The following is a 16720-nucleotide window of genomic DNA, read 5'->3' as shown; positions in this document are numbered from 1 at the left end:
CGTCCCGACCAGGGTGCAAAGCTGGGCGATTTCCCGCTTGTGCCGCGGCGGCGTCGCGAATCAAGTATGCACTACATTCCAGCGGTCGCGGACCTGAACGGGGCTGGCGGTGCCGGTTGTGCCCAACTGTTGCACGGTGATCGACGCCACAAGATTTCCCACCGCCGCGGCTTCCAGCCGGCTGGCGCCGGCCAGCAGGGCCGACACGATTCCGGCCGTGGCGCTGTCGCCGGCTCCGACAATGTCGACCGGGCCGGCAACGGGATAGCCCGGTGCCAGCACCGGCGCCTCCCGCGGGTCGGCGACCAGGATGCCCCGTTCGCCGACCGTGCAATAGAGAGGGCAGCCGGTCAGCCGTGCAAAATCGCGTGCCGCGGCCTCGGGTTCATCCGCGGCGCCGGTTGCTTTGCGACCCAGCGCCGCCAGGCACTCGTGGACATTGGGCTTGAGCGTGCCGCGGCGAAACTTCGCAATTTGCGCCCGGCTGTCGACGAACATCAGTCGTTCGGGGTGCTTTTCGGCCAAGGCGGCCAGGTGCTGGCGCACGGCCGGCGTGATCACGCCCCAGCCCTCTTCGTTGACCTGATCGAGCACGATCAGGCCGTCCGTCGCGGCGAACACGTCGGCCAGCATCTCGCACAGCCGGGCTTGCGTCTTTTCGGCCAGCGCGGCTTTGTTGCGCAAATCGATGCGATTCAACTCGTGCCAGACGCCCCCCTCGCCGCGGCGCATCGGCTTGGTGTATGTGGGGGTCAATCGGCCAGGGTCGCGGATGACGTGGCTCGCATCGACCGGCATGCGGTCGAGTTCTTGCAGCAGGTCGTACGCCTGCCCATCGTCGCCCAGCACGGTCACCGGGACGAGGCGCCCGACGCCGAGCGCCGCCAGGTTGTTCATGACGGTGCCGAGCGCGCCGGGGCTGTTGCGAATGCGCGTGACCTGGTAGGCCTCCAGACCGGTTTCGATCGACAGCTCGCTCATCTCGGGATCGATTTCGAGATAGCGATCGAGAAACAGGTCTCCGACCAGGCCGATCGTCAACTTGGGGAGCGCGGCCAGCAGGGATTCGAGACGTGCCAGCGAAACGAGCGGCGCGGTTTTCATTTACAAGCCCAAGAGCGCCAAGAGCTCGTCTTGCTGGCGATAGTCGCCGATGATGATGTCGGCGCCGGCGCGGATCAGCCGCTCGCGTTTCCAGGCATTGATGCCCTGGCGTGTTTCTTCATCGCTGGCCACGCCCACGGCCACGCCACCGGCGCGGCGCGTTTCCTCGATCTCGACGAAGCCATCACCGAACGCCAGTAGCTGATGCGCGCCGACGTTCATATCCTTGATGATGCGCTCGATGATCATGGCCTTGGAGAAATTGCGATAATCGTCGAGCGCGCCGTAAATATGCTCGCCGAAGAATTCGGAAAGCCCCAGGACGGCCACCTCGTCGCGGACGTATTTCAGATCGGTGCCCGAGGCCAGGTACAAGGTCAGCCCACGATCGCGTAACTGCTCGAGCAAGCGTCGCGAGCCGGGCACGGTCATCTCGTCAGGGGCCACGCGCTTTTCACGCAAGGCCTCGACGCGTCCGCCGACTTGTTCCCACAGCAGGTCGTGATATTGATTTTTGTAATGCAGCGGATCGCGCGGCGAGGCCCCGCGGGCCTTCACTTCGTCGGCCAACTGAATCATCTGGTAGATGGTTTGCTTGCCGTTGAGCCGCATGACGAACTCTTCGACGTGCTCGTGCAATTGCTCGCGCGTTTCGCCGGTGCCGATCTCGGCCAGCACGTCGACCATCATGGGGATCATCACGGCCTGCCAGTTGCGGCGAATCAGCGACAGCGTGCCGTCGAAGTCGAACATCACCGCGCGGAATTCGCCGCGGGGAAAATCAGGACGCAGAACTTCGATCGCGCCTGAGGGAACTACTTTTTGGGACATAGCAGAAAGTGCTGCTTCTCTGGAAAATTCGGGATGCACAAGCAGCCAAACGGTGAGCGGACAAAATGTCCGCCGGGGGCATGGCATCCGGGCCTCGGGGGCCGTTTGATCGCCAAGGAACTGGCAGTTTAGTCAAACGGTACAAGCCGGCAAGGCACCCAAATCCGCACGACCGCAGAGTGCGTGGGCAGCGTGCAGCGTCTTTTCGGCGCCTGTCGCCTCCCGGCGGCGGCTCTGCGGCCGCGCCGGCCGGTCGTGACTTGCCGGCCGCCGTCGGCAGGGATACTGTAAAGTTGATTGGCCCCACTTGAATTGATTCTGCCACGCTTCGAGAGCGGTAATCGGGCGGCGTTCTCCACAGGTCGACAGCGATGAATCCTTCCGACGTTCGCCTGGATGCTCATGGGTTTCCCATTCCGCCCACCCTCGGCCCTTTGCAGGCTGCCGAGTCGCCCGAAGCGCCACGGCGCACGCCGCGCGGCACCTTCACGCTGCGTCTCTTGCTCATACTGTTGGCCCTCGGGGCTGGCACGATGGCCATCGTCCGCGCCGAGCTGGGCGAACCGATCAGCCGCCGCGTGGCGGAATGGCTGGCTGGGCATGCGTTCCAGAAGCAGGCCGCCGACGATCTGGACGGTGCCCTGCGCGATCTCGATCGGGCCCTGGCATGGACCGATAAATCGGCTCAGATCTATGCCTTCCGAGGCACGGTGCGACTGGAAAAGGGGGATCTTGAGGGCAGCCTGGCCGACTTTAATCGAGTCATCAGCCTGGCGCCGACGTCGAGCGATGCCTTCGAGCTACGCTCCATGTGCTTGCAGCGCATGGAACGCCATGACGACGCGATTCGCGATATCAACGAAGCGGTGAGAATGTATCGTGCCGCGCCCCATCTGCTCAACTCACGCGCGTACATCCGGGCTATCGCCAACCGGGAGCTCGACGAAGCTCTGGCCGACATTCAGCAGGCGCTCGAAATGGAGCCGGACAACGCTCATTACCTGGATACGCGCGGATACATCTATTACCTGCGAGGCGAGGATGGTGAGGCGCTGAAGGACCTTGATCGGGCCCTGGAAATCGCCGAGCAGCAAGTGCCGACGGGGATGTTCCTGGCGAATCATCCCCACCGGGGCCGGGTGCTAGCTCGGGCCATTCGTCGGCACGAAAACGCGATGGCAGTGATGTACCATCATCGGGGGCTGGTTCACGAGAGACTGGGCCACAGCGAACTGGCCGAGGCTGATCTGCGCCAAGGTGACGCTTTCGGGTACAATCCCGCGGCCGGGGTGTACTAACGCCACGGCTTGCGCTGTTTTGCCACTTTCGCTCCGACGATCCGTGCCCGGTGATTCATGGAAGGATCACAACTGGTCGAAAACGCGCTGCTCGACGAGCCCCCCGGCGTAACGCTGGCGCCGGGAACGACCGACGGCGTGCGCTGGAGCGTCTCAACGGCCTGGCGAACGTTGCTCATCGGCCCACAGGGGTTGCGCTTGGATGAGTGGCTGGCCGAAGGGCGCGTCCACGTCGTCAAGCATGCTTCGCACCGGACGGTCTACCGCGTCGACCTGCCGCAGCGGTCGTTCTTCCTCAAGCACTATCGTGTGCTGGCGTTCTTGAACGCACTGACGCACTTATTGCGTGGCAGCGCTGCCCGGCGTGAATGGCGCAATGCGCTGGAGGTCCGCCGCCGCCAGGTGCCGACCGTGACGCCGATCGCCTTGGGCGAACACTCCCGCCGCGGATTGGTGCGTGACAGCTACTTTGTCAGCGAGGCCATCCCCGATTCTTGTACTCTGGAGCGCTATGCCGATGAGTGCCTGCCCAAGCTTGCCCCGCAAGACCAGGCGCGGCTGCGGCCGCGGATCACGCTCGCCTTGGCGAAGCTGTGCGCCGCGGCTCATCGCGCCGGCGTCTATCACACCGATTTCCATCGGGGCAATATCCTGGTCGGCTTGAACACGCTCAGTCCGGATGAATCGGCGAGCGCACTGCCCGAACTGCACCTGATCGATCTGCCCAAGATGTGGTTTTCGTCGCCGCTGGGCTGGACGCACAGTCGCGATAGCCTGGCGATGTTCGCCGCGGCATGGCTCGACCGCTCATCGCGCAGCGAGCGCTGGAGATTCTGGGAAGCCTACCTGGCCGCCCGACCGGAGCTGACGCTGGCCGATCCGGTGGCCGCCGGCAATGAAATCGTCCGCCGCAGCCGGGCCCACGCGCGGCGAATCTTCAGCGAGCGCGACAAGCGCTGCCTGCGTTCGAACCGTGATTACACGCGCGTCAAAACATCGAAGGCCGTAGGGTATGCCGTGCGCGATCTGGCGCGGGGCGACCTCGTGGCCTTGATGCAGCAGCCCGACGCTCCCTTCGCGGCTCCTGATGCGCAGATGATCAAAGTTTGTTCAGCGAGCCAGGTGGTGAAGGCCACGATGCTGCTCGAAGGACGGCCTACGCCCGCCGCTTACAAGCGATCGTGCTATCGGCTGTGGCGAAAGGCCATTCTGGCGTTCTTTCGGCGCAGCCGGGCGTTGCGGGCCTGGCACCTGGGGCACGCGCTGCGCGAGCGCGGCATCGACACGGCCAGGCCGCTATTGGTTGTCGAGCCGCGCACCGGTGGACCCCGCTGGGAAAGCTACCTGGCCACCGAATGGGTCGACGGGGATCATTTGCACGATTTCGCGGCGCGCGTGGCCGCGCTATCGCCGGTCGATCGGCGGCACGCGGCGCGTCACGCCACGGTCGTGCTTGCGCGCATGTTGGGACGCATGCACGCCTGGAACGTCGATCATCGCGACTTGAAAGCACAGAATCTCATGTTGGCCGAGCGGGCGGGAAAGCTGACCGCTTATTTGATCGATCTCGACGGTGTACGTATCGTGCGCTCGCTCACCGAGCGGCGCCGCGCACGCAATCTGGCGCGGCTGGCCACGAGCATGGAAGCGCATCCCTGGGTCACGCGTACCGACCGACTGCGGTTTTTGCGTGCCTACGTCTCTGTCGCGCCGTTGGAGAAGCACACCTGGAAATGGTTCTGGCGCAGGATTGCTCGCCGCAGCCGCGCCCTATCGAACCAGATGCGCGCCGGGGGCCGGGAAGTGCTGTAAAGCTCTTTTGCTTTGCTGTTGCAGGGATTAGCCACCGAGCACACAGAGTTCACCGAGGCAGGATTTCGTTGGCGATTTCCTAATCGCTTCTCTGTCTCCACTGCGACCTCCGTGGCAAAGGTCTTCTCCTTGAACGGCTGCCGGCTCAAAGCGTCCCGTCGCTCTTAGTACTTCGCGCGCGAGCCGAAACCGCGCATGCAATAGAGGCCCAACAGCACGATGCCGATCAAGAGCCAGATCCATTGATGGCTGTTGAGGCGATCGAAGTAATGCAGCGTGACGTTGAAATACCGCGAAATCATGTGCATGCGACGAACTCTCCGTGGCCCTCTACGCGCGGGGTTGCGCCCGAGGAAAGCGTAGGCCATCATTTCGGGTGCGCCGCCCTCGCCGACGGTATTTTCGGCACGACAGGACGCCGGTCCTGGGCGGATCGGCAAGTCGGTATCTCGAAATGGGCGCCGGTCGCGCTCGCGGGCGTTCTCGTGGTCTGTCGATCTGCCCCCGGCGCCGGCTGCGGACCGCTTGCGAGGGGTCCCGGCGGGGCTATAATTCACCGTTTCAGCCCTCGGGGGCGTAGCTCAATTGGTTAGAGTACCGGACTGTCGATCCGGTGGTTGCGGGTTCGAGTCCCGTCGCCCTCGCTGAGAACTTGTCAGGATTAACGCAAAGCCAGGACGACAAAGTCGTTCTGGCTTTTTGCTTTCTGGGTGCCTGGCGGCGCACCAAAACGCTCGGCCACTTGCTGTCTATCGCCGATCGGCTTGGGGACGGCCTTTATCGGCGGAACTGAGCTGCACGGACGCCAGCCGTTCCGATGGATCTCCGCTTTGCGTGGGGCCGAAGGCGAAGCAGGACTTCATGGTCGCCAAAGTCGGCGTCCCAATGTCGCGAAAACGCTTGCTCCAAAATACAAACAGGATAGATTGTTTCTTTCGTCCAAGGCGGATTCTTCCATGGCACAAACCACACGTCGCGCTACCCAAATGTCTTCAAAGCGCCCTCGTCGGACGCAAGAAGAACGCAGTGCCGCGACGCGCGAAAAGCTCCTCGACGCCGCGATCGAGTGCCTGGTGGAACTGGGCTACGCCCGTATGACCACGACCGACGTGGCGGACCGCGCGGGGGTCTCGCGCGGGGCGCAACTGCATCATTTTCCGTCGAAGGTCGAGCTGGTCACAAGCGCCATTCGCCACCTGGCCGATCGTCGGCTCGCCGATCTGCGTCGCGAAGCCGCGGCGTTGCCGGCCGGCAAGCGGGGCATTCCGCAGATGACCGAGCTGGTGTGGTCCTATTCGTCGAATTCCTTGTTCATGGCGGTCTTGGATTTGATCGTCGCCTCGCGGACCGATCGTGAGCTGCACACGGCGCTATGGCCCATCGAGAAAGAGTTCGCACAGGCCAGCTCGCAACTGCTACGCGAGCTTTATGCGGGTTACGTCGATCATCCCGATTTCGAGCTGATGATGCACCTGACGGTGCACATGATGCGCGGGATGGCCTTGCAAAAAATCGTGAAAGACGACGATCGGCATCGCCGCCAGGCTCTCAAGCTTTGGGAGCGTTTGATGAGCGCGGTGCTCGAGGAACGTCGGGGCACCGGCAAAGAGGATTAGGTCGGCTATGCAACTCACTCGAGCGATTCGTCGGGCGGTCCAATTACGCGCGGCAAGCCCAGCCACGATTTTCGGCGCGCGACGCCGCACCTGGGCGGAGTTCGAAAATCGTATTGCCCGGTTCGCGGGTACGCTTATGCGGCTCGGCCTGCGGACGAACTCCCGCGTGGCGATCCTCGCGCTGAACAGTGACCGGTATATCGAAACGATATACGGCACGTGGTGGGCGGGTTGCATCTCGGTGCCGCTCAACGTGCGCTCGGCGCCGCCGGAATTGGTGCAGATGCTGCGCGACTCGGGGGCGGAAGTCCTGCTGGTCGACGATCCTGTCCTGCAACTGGCCGAGCAGATGGGCGTGTCGCTGGCCCTCTTCAAGCAGTTGGCGCCTGAGCTAAAGCACATCATCTCGATGGGGGACGCACCGCCGCCGGCGGATGTTCTCTCTTACGAAGAGCTGCTGGCCAAGGCCGCGCCGATCGACGACGCGATGCGCGACGGGGACGACGTGGCGGGCATCTATTACACGGGCGGGACGACCGGCGAGCCGAAGGGCGTCACCCTGACGCACGCCAACATGAGTATCAACGCCATCGCCTCACTGCAGCGCCTGCCGGACGGCGAGGATTCGGTTTATCTGCACGCGGCACCGATGTTTCACCTGGCCGATATTGCCATGATGGTCGGCATCACCAGTGCGCCGGGCGCGCATGTCGTGATTCCGAAGTTTGATCCCGCCGACGTGCTGCGCGTGATTAGCGAAGAGCGGGTGACGGTCACGTTGCTGGTTCCCACGATGCTGGGAATGGTGCTGGCCGAGTTCAATCCCGCAGTCCACGACCTATCAAGCCTGAACATGATTACTTATGGCGCCTCGCCCATGCCCAGCGCCATGATCGAGCAGGCGCTGCGGGTCATGCCGTCGGTGAGCTTCACCCAGGCCTACGGGATGACCGAACTGGCGCCTGTGGCGACTGTGCTCGAGGCGAAGCATCACGCACTTTCCGGGCCCTACGTGTCGAAGCTGCGCTCGGCGGGCCGGGCCGCTCAGATCGCCGACGTGAAAGTTGCCGATCCCGACGACCGCGAAGTCCCGCGCGGCACCGTCGGCCAGATTCTGGTGCGCGGGCCCGGCGTAATGAAGGGCTATTGGAACCAGCCGGAGTTAACCGCCGAGACGTTGCGCGGCGGCTGGATGCACACCGGCGACGCCGGCTACATGGACGAAGACGGCTTTTTGTACGTCGTCGACCGGATCAAGGACATGATCATCACCGGTGGCGAGAACGTCTATTCCGCCGAAGTCGAAAATGCCATTTGCAAACACAGCGCGGTCGCCATGTGCGCCGTGGTCGGTATTCCCCACGAGAAATGGGGCGAGCAGGTCCACGCGATCTTGCACCTCAAGCCGGGCCAGCAACTGACCGAGGACGACGTTATTTCTCACTGTCGAACGCTGATCGCGGGCTTCAAATGCCCGCGCAGTGTCGAATTTCGCACCGAGCCGCTACCGATCAGCGGCGCCGGAAAGATCCTCAAGCGGCAATTGCGAGCCGCGTATTGGCCCGAATCAGCCGCACAGACAGCATCATGAACCGAAATATTTTCGAGCAACAGCACGCCCTGTTTCGCGACTCGTTTCGCCGCTTCGTCGCGGAAGACATCGTGCCGCACCACGAACAGTGGGAGCAGGATGGCGAAGTCTCGCGCGATGTGTGGAAGAAAGCGGGGGAGTACGGATTCCTGTGCATGGCCGTGCCCGAGGAGTACGGCGGCGTTGGCACCAACGACTTTCGCTTCAACGCCATCGTCACCGAGGAGCTGGCGCGGGTCGGCGCGACAGGGCCGGGTTTCCCGCTGCACACCGATATCGTGCTGCCGTACTTGTTGCGCCTCGGCACCGAAGAACAAAAGAAACGCTGGTTTCCCCCGATGGTGCAGGGCGATTGCATCTGGGCCATCGCCATGACCGAACCGAATACCGGCAGCGACCTGGCGGCGATTCAAACCACGGCCGCGCCGAACGGCGACGGATATATCGTCAACGGCAGCAAGACGTTTATCACTAATGGCATCATGAACGATGCGGTGATCGTCGCGGTCAAGACCGCGCCCAAGGAGCAGGGTTCGCACGAGGGATTGTCCCTCGTTGTGATCGAGCGCGGCATGCCGGGTTACGAACGCGGCCGCCGCCTGAACAAGATGGGCATGCACGCCCAGGATACCGCCGAGCTGTTCTTCAACGATGTTCACGTGCCGCGCGAAAACCTGCTCGGGCAGGAAGGGCACGGCTTCTACTACTTGATGGAAAACCTGGCGCAAGAGCGCCTGATTTTGGCTGTCGGCGCCGTGGCCTCGGCCGAGGCCGCCTTCGAGTGGACGACGCGCTACTGCATGGAGCGCAAGGCCTTTGGCCGCCCGATCGGGACGTTTCAGAACTCGCGCTTCAAACTGGCCGAGATGAAGACCGAGATCGAAATCGCCCGCGTGTTCGTCGACCGCTGCCTTACCGAGCACAACGCCGGCAACATCTCGCCGGTCGAGGCCTGCATGGCGAAGTGGTGGACGACTGACGTGCAGAAGCGCGTCGTCGATCAATGCCTGCAACTCCACGGTGGATACGGCTACATGCTCGAATACCCGATCGCCAAGGCGTACATCGACTCGCGTGCCGCCACGATCTTCGCCGGCACCAACGAGATCATGAAAGAAGTCATCGGCCGCTCGCTGGGATTCTAAGCAGGCGGCTTCTGCAAAACACACAAGGGATGGTCAAGAACATGGCTGAGCAATTGAGATTCGACGGCCGCGTGGTCATTGTCACCGGCGCAGGTAACGGCCTAGGACGTTCGCACGCCCTGATGTTCGGCGCTCGGGGCGCCAAAGTGGTGGTCAACGACCTGGGCGGGGGCGCCCACGGCGACGGTCACTCGGCGGGACCGGCCGACGCAGTGGTGGCCGAGATCCGAGCGCTCGGCGGCGAGGCGGTTGCCAATCATGATTCGGTCGAGGAGGGCGAGCGCATCGTGCAGACCGCGCTCGACGCCTTTGGCACGGTCGACATCGTGGTGAACAACGCCGGCATCTTGCGCGATTCAAGTTTCCACAAAATGACCGCCGAAGACTGGGACCTGATTTACCGCGTACACCTGAACGGGGCTTTCCGCGTCACGCACGCCGCCTGGCCGATCATGCGCGAGAAGCAATACGGGCGCGTGATTATGACCAGCTCGGCCGCGGGCATTTACGGCAACTTCGGCCAGGCCAACTACTCGGCCATGAAACTCGGGCTGCTCGGCCTGTCGAACACGTTGGCCGTCGAGGGGCGCTCCAAGAATGTTCTGGTGAACACAATCGCGCCGGTCGCTGCCTCGCGATTGACAGAATCCGTGCTGCCGAAGGAATTGTTCGATAGCTTGAAGCCGGAGCTGATCTCACCGCTGGTGCTGTGGCTGTGCCACGAATCATGCAAAGAGAGCGGCGGCCTGTTCGAGCTGGGGGCCGGATGCATTACCAGGCTGCGCTGGGAACGCTCCGTGGGGCATGCCTTCCGCCACGACGCTGAACTACGACCCGAGCAGATTGCGAACCAGTGGTCGAAGATTTGCGATTTTGCAGAGGCTACGCATCCCAACGACGTGACCGCGTCGATGGCGGCGCTTTTGGAGCACATGACACAGCCGCGCCGCGGCGGCAATGAATTTATCGACCTCGACGCCGCGGCATCGCAACCGCCCGTGGAATACGAGGCCGCTTACACGGAGCGTGACCTGGCACTCTACGCCTTGGGCGTCGGCGCCGGTGCGAATCCTCTCGATCCGGCGGAGCTGACGTTTCTCAACGAGGGAAGCGAAAACTTCCAGGCACTGCCGACCTACGCGGCCCTTCCCGCGGCCAACGCCATGCTGCAGTTGGCCAAGGAAGGCGCGAGCCTGCCGGGCTTGAACGTGGGGTTCGATCGCATCCTGCACGGCGAGCAATACGTCGAGCTCCGGCGGCCGCTGCCCATCAATGCCACGCTCAAGCACAAGATCAAATTGCGCGATGCTTACGACAAAGGCGAGCATGCCATCGCGATCGTCGAGGTGCGCAGCTTCGACGAGGCAGGCCAGGAGATCGCGTACAACGAAATGACGTCCTTCCTGCGCGGCTGCGGCGGCTGGGGAGGCGAGCGCGGGCCGTCGGGCGAGGTGAACGTTCCGCCGGCCCGCGAGCCTGACGCGATCATCGAAGAGAAGACATCCGATTCGCAGGCGCTTCTGTATCGCCTTTCCGGCGATTGGAATCCGCTGCACGTCGACCCCGCGTTCGCGAAGGCCTTCGGCTTCGACCGGCCGATCCTGCACGGCTTGTGTACGTTCGGCTATGCCGGGCGCCATGTGCTGAAGGCTTTTGGCGAAGGCGATCCGCGCCGCTTCCGCAATATCAAGGTGCGCTTTACAGGCGTTGTTTTTCCAGGCGAAACGCTCGTGACGCGGATGTGGAAACAGTCGGACAAGCGCATCTTGTTCGAAACGTCGGTCAAGGAGCGCGACAAGGTGGTGATCAAGAACGCCGCCGTCGAGCTGGGCGAAGCAATGTCGGCGCCCACGCCAGTGGCTGCGACGGTCGCCGCACCAGCTGCTGCATCCATGACCGCCGCCGCTGGCCCGGCAACGGTCACCAGCGCGGATGTTTTCCGCGCGATCGGAACTTACGTTTCGCAAACGCCGGACGTGGTATCGCGCGCCAACGTGGTGCTGGAATTCCGGCTTTCGAAGCCCGACAGCGTGTGGACGCTGGACCTGAAGAACAGTCCGGGCTCGGTGACGGCCGCGCCTGCGGCGCAGCCGGACGCGACGCTCGCCTGCTCGGAAGAGGATTTTGTCGGCATGTGCCTGGGCACGACCGATTCGATGAAGCTTTTCATGTCTGGCAAGCTGAAAATCACGGGCAACATGGCCGCGGCGCAAAAGCTGGAATTCTTCAAGAAGCTCGATCCGTCTTTGGTTCAGGATGCGATGAACGCGCGGCTGGGCCTGACCAATGGCGAAACAACCTCTGCGCCACGTCGTGAAAAGAGCGCGCAAGCGCCCTCGATTTTTCGCCGTGTAGCCGCGCGCTTCGAGAAGGAACGTTACCCACCGCCCGCGGCCGCCGGGCAGGTCGTGGTCTTCAAGGTTCAAGAACCGGAAGCCACGTGGCATATCGACTTCCGCGGTCCATCGCCAGCGGTCTCGGAGAGCGATAGCGCAGAACCGTCGGCAGTGATCCGCATTACGGACGAAGACCTGGTGGCCTTGGCTGCCGGGGCGGCCAGCCCGCAGGATTTGTTCCAGCGTGGGCGGCTGCGCGTCGACGGTAACGTGCGACTCGCGCACGATTTGGATTTTCTCGTTGGAACATCAAACGCTTAAGTCGCAGCAAACGGGAGACGAAAACGTGAAGGGTCGCGCAAATATCCTCGGCGTCGGCATGACGAAGTTCGCCAAGCCGGGCGACAGTCCCGAATATTATGTGATGGCCGCCGAAGCGGGCCGCCTGGCGCTGGCCGACGCCAACATTGGCTACAACGAAATCGAGCAGGTTTACGCCGGATATGTCTTCGGCGATTCAACGTGCGGACAGCGCTCGGCGTATGAGTTGGGCCTGACCGGCGTTCCCGTCTTCAACGTCAACAATAATTGTTCCACCGGTTCGACCGCGCTGTTTTTGGCACGGCAGACCGTCGAGAGTGGGGCGGCCGAATGCGTGCTGGCGTTGGGCTTTGAAAAGATGGAAAAGGGGGCTTTGAGCGCCAAGTTCGCCGATCGCGAACCCCCGGTTGGCAAGCACGCCGAAGTGATGAACGACGTGCAAGGAATCAACGCGGCGCCGGCCGCCGCACAAATGTTCGGCGGCGCGGGACGCGAGTACCGCTGGCGGCACGGCACGAAACGCGAGACGTTTGCCAAGATTTCCTCCAAGGCGCGCGATCACGCCAGCCGGAATCCTTTTGCGCTTTTCAACAAGAAGCTCAGCGTGGAAGAGGTGCTCGCCTCGGACGAAGTGTTCGACCCGCTGACGCGATTCCAGTGCTGCCCACCGACCTGCGGCGCGGCGGCCGCGATCGTGTGCTCGGATGACTTCGCGAGGAGGCATGGCATCGACCACGCGGTGTACATCGCGGGCCAGGCGATGACCACTGATTACCCTTCGAGCTTCGACTCGAAGAGCATGATCAACATGGTCGGCTACGACATGGCCAAGCAGGCAGCGCAAGCCGTCTACCGGCAGACGGGCATCGGCCCTGAAGACGTCGACGTGGTCGAACTGCACGACTGCTTCACCGCCAACGAGCTATTGACCTACGAAGCGCTCGGCCTCTGCCCGGAAGGGGGTGCCGAGGATTTCATCTGGCGGGGCGACAATACGTACGGCGGGAAGTATGTCACGAATCCCTCGGGCGGGTTGTTATCGAAGGGGCATCCGCTGGGCGCAACCGGACTGGCGCAATGCGCCGAGCTGGTTTGGCAGTTGCGAGGGCAGGCGCAGGACCGACAGGTTGAAGAAGCAGAAATCGCGCTGCAACACAACCTGGGGCTGGGCGGCGCGTGCGTTGTGACCATGTACCGCAAGAGCTAGAACACCAAAACGCATCGGGTCGCGTTCCCGCAGGAGAGAGAACAGATGTTTCCCAACATCTCGTTAGCGTTTGCCGGCTTGTTGTGGATCGTCAGCGCCGGTGTCAGTCGCGGCGACGAGACAAAGGTCACGCCGGACGTGGTCTACGGCCACAAAGACGGCATGGCGCTGGTGATGCACGTTTATCGCCCGGCCAATGCGAATGGCGCCGCCGTGGTGCAAATCAATAGCAGCGGTTATTTTTCGTTCTGGGAACCGACCAATCCGAAGGCGCCCCTGGTGGGTTTGTTTCTCGATCGTGGCTTTACAGTTTTCTCGGTCTTTCACGGCAGCAATCCCAAGTACACCGTGCCCGAGATCGTGGGCGATATGCGGCGCGCGATCCGCTTCATTCGCCTGCACGCCGAGGATTACGGGATCGATCCCAAGCGCCTGGGCGTGATTGGCACGAGCGCCGGCGGGCACCTGGCCCTGATGCTCGCCACGACCGGTGACGACGGCAATGCCGAGGCGCGCGATGAGTTGTCGCGCACCAGCAGCCGAGTGGCCGCCGCCGTGGCGATCGCGGCACCGTCCGACCTGCGCGACATGGATCAGAAACGAGAACAGCTGTTGCAGAAGGGGACGATCGACAAGCTCTTCGCCGAAAAGCTGAAGCCGGCGTTTGCCTTCGACCCGGCGCTGGTCGAATCGTTATCTCCACGGCTACAAGTCACCGGCGACGATGCCGCCACGCTATTGATCCACGGCGACACGGACACCCTGGTGCCGATCGAGAACAGCCAGAACCTTCTCGCCGAGCTGAACGAGAAATCCGTACCGACCGAATTGATCGTGATGGAGGGCATAGGGCACCATGCGGCCCGCAATCCCGCGGAGGCGGCCCAGTGGGATAAGGCCTTCAAAGGCTCGGTTGCCTGGTTCGACAAATACCTGGCCGCGCCGCAGCCCCCGTCGCAAGCCGCGGAGGCCCAGTAACTTCGATGCAGACGGCGCCAACAGCCAGGACCCCCAAATGACAACTCGCTATGGCCCCGGCACCAGGCGCGATGCTTCAACACCATCCCATCATCGCCCGGCGCAATCGTAGTCTCTTCACTTTACTTGAAACGCGGGCGAACGGGCCGTGAAGCGTTTGACGGCACCGTCCTCTTTGTATCGTCCGAAGTGGACCAGCCGATACGTGCCCGGAGGCGTGTCGGCCGCGGTCTCCCAGGTGATCGTGACGCGGAACGGATCGGGGCTGGTCTTGTATTTCGGTGGTGAGAGGTTCAACAGGCTCATTTGCTGTCCAGCCCGCGCGGACGACGATTTGCGTTCGGCGGCTGGCCGCTCCCATTGGGCGGTGGTGTCCCAATCGAAATCTTCGCGGACGACTTCCCACGTGTCAGGCGCGGCGGTCAACCGCTCGACAGCCATATAGCGATCTTGCCGTTGATATTCGTTCACCGGGCTGCCGGTCCAGAACACCGTCGAAACGACATCACCCGGCGCGTAATCGTTTTGCGGCCCTTCGACGACGTCGCCGAATTTCGCATCCGGCGGTTGCTTTTCGTCAGGGCCGTCGAGCAAGGTCGGCTTCGCCACGCGGCTGCGCATATCGGTGGACTGGCCTGTCGGTTCGACTTGCTTGCCTGCCTTTAGCGCGCGTGCCAGTCGGACGAACTCTTGCCGATAACCGGCCTCGGTCCAAGGGCCGAACAAGGTGTGCCCCCCTTCGTACTGCTGCAACTGATACTCGTGCCACGTGGTGACGTAGCCGGCAAAGTCGTTCGAGTATCCGGCCACGATGACGTAGCGCGGGTCGATGCCCAGTTCGTGCCCGACGGCGACGCGGAATCGTCGCCCGCTCATCGTCGTGAACTCGGCCGGCCCAACGACGAATGCCAACTGGCCGATGCGTGCGAGCGCTAGCGGCAACACCTGTTCGTGCATGGGCGGGTTCGCCAGGCCGCTGGCGATCAGCACGGCCTTGGGTTTCTGGCATTCGAGAAACTCGGGCGTGGTGCGCACCTGTGGCAACGCGAGCCGAATGACGGCGTCGACGGCCGGATCCGTCTTCGTCATTCCTTCACGGAACAGCGCCAGCCCACCTCCTTCGGCATCGGAACCCGCGGCGAAGGAATAACCCCAGGCCGACGGGCAAGTCCGGTGCTGGCCGTCCGCGGTGAACTCGGCGTCGACCTCGAGACGCGAGAAGTCGACAAACGTGTGGATCACCTGGATAGGACCCGAAACAACATCGCCCTTTCCATCGCACAGTCGCTGGGCAGCCTCGGCCTGGCGACGGCCAATGATCGTGCAACTTTCCAGATCGGTCTTTCCCGGGCCCGTGGCGTCGAGATTCAAGTTCGGGGTACAGTCGCCGCAGTTGGTGTTGGCGAACGCGGCGACAAACTCCCCGCCGCCGTGATGGCGCGCCCCGTGGGCTTGCTCGACCAGATACGCGGCGTAGCCCTTGTTGTCACTGGTCGTCAGCCGGTAGTGAAAGTTGACCGACGTAGGATGAACGGCGAACCAGTTCAAGAGACCGATCGGACCGTCGTCGCGCACGAACTCGAGCAAGGTCATCGTCTTGTCGACGTCGTTTTTGTACTCGGCCCGCTCGTCGGCCGGATTGTTGCGATAAGCGACCAGAGAGCGATTGGCATTGGCTTCGGTCACTTCGCCTTGCGCGAAAAGAATGCGCCCGGGGCGCAAGTCGGTATCGGCGGTCACGATCGATTCGGCGATACCGTCAGCCAGAGCTTCGAAGGCCTGGACGAAAAAATCGCCTCCCAGGACGCTCGTCGAGAGATGATGGTGATAACCGCCAGGCGCTCCGTGCGTGTGAGTGCCGGCAAGAATCAAGTTGGCGTGCGTGTACCGGCCTGGTAGCGATTTCTCCAGGCGTTCGAGCACGGCGAGCTTCAGAGTGTGCGTCGGAAACGCGATGTCGCACGTGACGTAGGCCAGTCGCGACTGGTCATCGGTGTCCGTGATCACGAATGTCCGCGCATATTGCCGCTGCCGCAACCCTTGGCCAATCTGGTCCGGGTGTACGTAGCCCAACATCTGCACGCCCCAGACCGGTAACGTGATATCGCTTGCGGCGCGGCCGATGCGGTAGTTATTCGCGGGTTCTGCCGATAGAAGGCAGGTTAAGACGAGCGATGCGGCGAGCGAGGTCATGGTGCGTTCTCAAGGTGGACGGTCATGCAGTGGACGGTCATGCAGTGGACGGTCATGCAGTGGACGGTCATGCAGTGGACAGTGATGCAGCGGACAATCATGCGGCGAACAATCGGCGATGGACAATCACGGAATTCGGACGAGCGCCGGCGCGCATGATGGGCCGGCCAGTGCGGTTCCAATTATCGCAGTGCCTGGCACTCATCACTAGCCGATGACATTGCGAATCGTCACGCTACCGATACCGCCTGAGCGAGGCCTGAGTTTCGCCCTTTTTCGACGTGCCGG

Annotated in this window: 12 protein-coding genes and 1 tRNA gene; 9 read left to right on the top strand and 4 right to left on the bottom strand. The window is 62.9% G+C overall.

Annotated elements, in window-relative coordinates:
- Positions 1-60: 60 nt before the first annotated feature.
- A complete protein-coding gene (locus VHD36_04745; GenBank protein HVU86603.1) occupies positions 61-1104 on the bottom strand; it encodes a PfkB family carbohydrate kinase in 1044 nt (347 codons plus the stop codon).
- The gene (locus VHD36_04740) at positions 1105-1935 is read right to left on the bottom strand and encodes an HAD family hydrolase (GenBank protein ID HVU86602.1); all 831 of its coding nucleotides are present in this window, start codon (positions 1933-1935) and stop codon (positions 1105-1107) included. It abuts the gene before it with no gap.
- Positions 1936-2306: 371 nt separating this feature from the next.
- Here VHD36_04740 and VHD36_04735 point away from each other — a divergent pair, with 371 nt between their 5' ends.
- Both VHD36_04735 and VHD36_04730 read left to right on the top strand, forming a co-directional pair.
- The gene (locus VHD36_04735; protein HVU86601.1) at positions 2307-3233 is read left to right on the top strand and encodes a tetratricopeptide repeat protein; all 927 of its coding nucleotides are present in this window, start codon (positions 2307-2309) and stop codon (positions 3231-3233) included.
- Positions 3234-3290: 57 nt separating this feature from the next.
- On the top strand, positions 3291-5045 hold the full coding sequence (locus tag VHD36_04730; GenBank protein HVU86600.1) for a lipopolysaccharide kinase InaA family protein: 1755 nt from the start codon (positions 3291-3293) through the stop codon (positions 5043-5045).
- A gap of 164 nt (positions 5046-5209) precedes the next feature.
- On the opposite strand, the gene VHD36_04725 is transcribed toward VHD36_04730, so the two are convergent.
- On the bottom strand, positions 5210-5353 hold the full coding sequence (locus tag VHD36_04725; protein ID HVU86599.1) for a hypothetical protein: 144 nt from the start codon (positions 5351-5353) through the stop codon (positions 5210-5212).
- 262 nt (positions 5354-5615) lie between these two features.
- Here VHD36_04725 and VHD36_04720 point away from each other — a divergent pair.
- From VHD36_04720 to VHD36_04690, 7 genes are all read left to right on the top strand, one after another.
- Positions 5616-5689, top strand: a tRNA-Asp gene (locus VHD36_04720).
- Between the two features lie 342 nt (positions 5690-6031).
- On the top strand, positions 6032-6661 hold the full coding sequence (locus tag VHD36_04715) for a TetR/AcrR family transcriptional regulator (protein ID HVU86598.1): 630 nt from the start codon (positions 6032-6034) through the stop codon (positions 6659-6661).
- A gap of 7 nt (positions 6662-6668) precedes the next feature.
- Positions 6669-8252, top strand: a complete 1584-nt coding sequence (locus VHD36_04710) for a long-chain-fatty-acid--CoA ligase (GenBank protein HVU86597.1) — start codon at positions 6669-6671, stop codon at positions 8250-8252.
- Positions 8249-9397, top strand: a complete 1149-nt coding sequence (locus tag VHD36_04705; protein HVU86596.1) for an acyl-CoA dehydrogenase family protein — start codon at positions 8249-8251, stop codon at positions 9395-9397. The genes VHD36_04710 and VHD36_04705 overlap by 4 nt, the downstream gene beginning before the upstream one ends.
- Positions 9398-9438: 41 nt before the next feature.
- Positions 9439-12054: an SDR family NAD(P)-dependent oxidoreductase gene (locus VHD36_04700; protein HVU86595.1), complete on the top strand. Its 2616-nt coding sequence runs from the start codon at positions 9439-9441 to the stop codon at positions 12052-12054.
- Positions 12055-12079: 25 nt separating this feature from the next.
- Positions 12080-13261 carry a lipid-transfer protein gene (locus tag VHD36_04695; protein HVU86594.1) on the top strand — a complete coding sequence of 394 codons (1182 nt, stop codon included), beginning with the start codon at positions 12080-12082 and terminating at the stop codon, positions 13259-13261.
- A gap of 45 nt (positions 13262-13306) precedes the next feature.
- On the top strand, positions 13307-14239 hold the full coding sequence (locus tag VHD36_04690; protein HVU86593.1) for an alpha/beta hydrolase: 933 nt from the start codon (positions 13307-13309) through the stop codon (positions 14237-14239).
- Positions 14240-14356: 117 nt separating this feature from the next.
- Here VHD36_04690 and VHD36_04685 read toward each other — a convergent pair whose 3' ends face one another.
- Positions 14357-16432, bottom strand: a complete 2076-nt coding sequence (locus tag VHD36_04685) for a neutral/alkaline non-lysosomal ceramidase N-terminal domain-containing protein (GenBank protein ID HVU86592.1) — start codon at positions 16430-16432, stop codon at positions 14357-14359.
- Positions 16433-16720 lie beyond the last annotated feature (288 nt).

It is taken from the genome of Pirellulales bacterium (assembly GCA_035546535.1).
In the GTDB taxonomy this organism is placed as follows: Bacteria; Planctomycetota; Planctomycetia; order Pirellulales; family JACPPG01; genus JACPPG01.
This window is presented reverse-complemented; position numbering and strand designations above follow the sequence as displayed.

Bases quoted from the DNA above. Each gene is read 5' to 3' on its own strand.
- VHD36_04730 (HVU86600.1), top strand. From the start codon at position 3,291: ATGGAAGGATCACAACTGGTCGAAAACGCGCTGCTCGACGAGCCCCCC.
- VHD36_04710 (HVU86597.1), top strand. From the start codon at position 6,669: ATGCAACTCACTCGAGCGATTCGTCGGGCGGTCCAATTACGCGCGGCA.
- VHD36_04735 (HVU86601.1), top strand. From the start codon at position 2,307: ATGAATCCTTCCGACGTTCGCCTGGATGCTCATGGGTTTCCCATTCCG.
- VHD36_04700 (HVU86595.1), top strand. From the start codon at position 9,439: ATGGCTGAGCAATTGAGATTCGACGGCCGCGTGGTCATTGTCACCGGC.
- VHD36_04745 (HVU86603.1), bottom strand. From the start codon at position 1,104: ATGAAAACCGCGCCGCTCGTTTCGCTGGCACGTCTCGAATCCCTGCTG.
- VHD36_04715 (HVU86598.1), top strand. From the start codon at position 6,032: ATGTCTTCAAAGCGCCCTCGTCGGACGCAAGAAGAACGCAGTGCCGCG.
- VHD36_04685 (HVU86592.1), bottom strand. From the start codon at position 16,432: ATGACCTCGCTCGCCGCATCGCTCGTCTTAACCTGCCTTCTATCGGCA.
- VHD36_04690 (HVU86593.1), top strand. From the start codon at position 13,307: ATGTTTCCCAACATCTCGTTAGCGTTTGCCGGCTTGTTGTGGATCGTC.
- VHD36_04740 (HVU86602.1), bottom strand. From the start codon at position 1,935: ATGTCCCAAAAAGTAGTTCCCTCAGGCGCGATCGAAGTTCTGCGTCCT.
- VHD36_04725 (HVU86599.1), bottom strand. From the start codon at position 5,353: ATGCACATGATTTCGCGGTATTTCAACGTCACGCTGCATTACTTCGAT.
- VHD36_04705 (HVU86596.1), top strand. From the start codon at position 8,249: ATGAACCGAAATATTTTCGAGCAACAGCACGCCCTGTTTCGCGACTCG.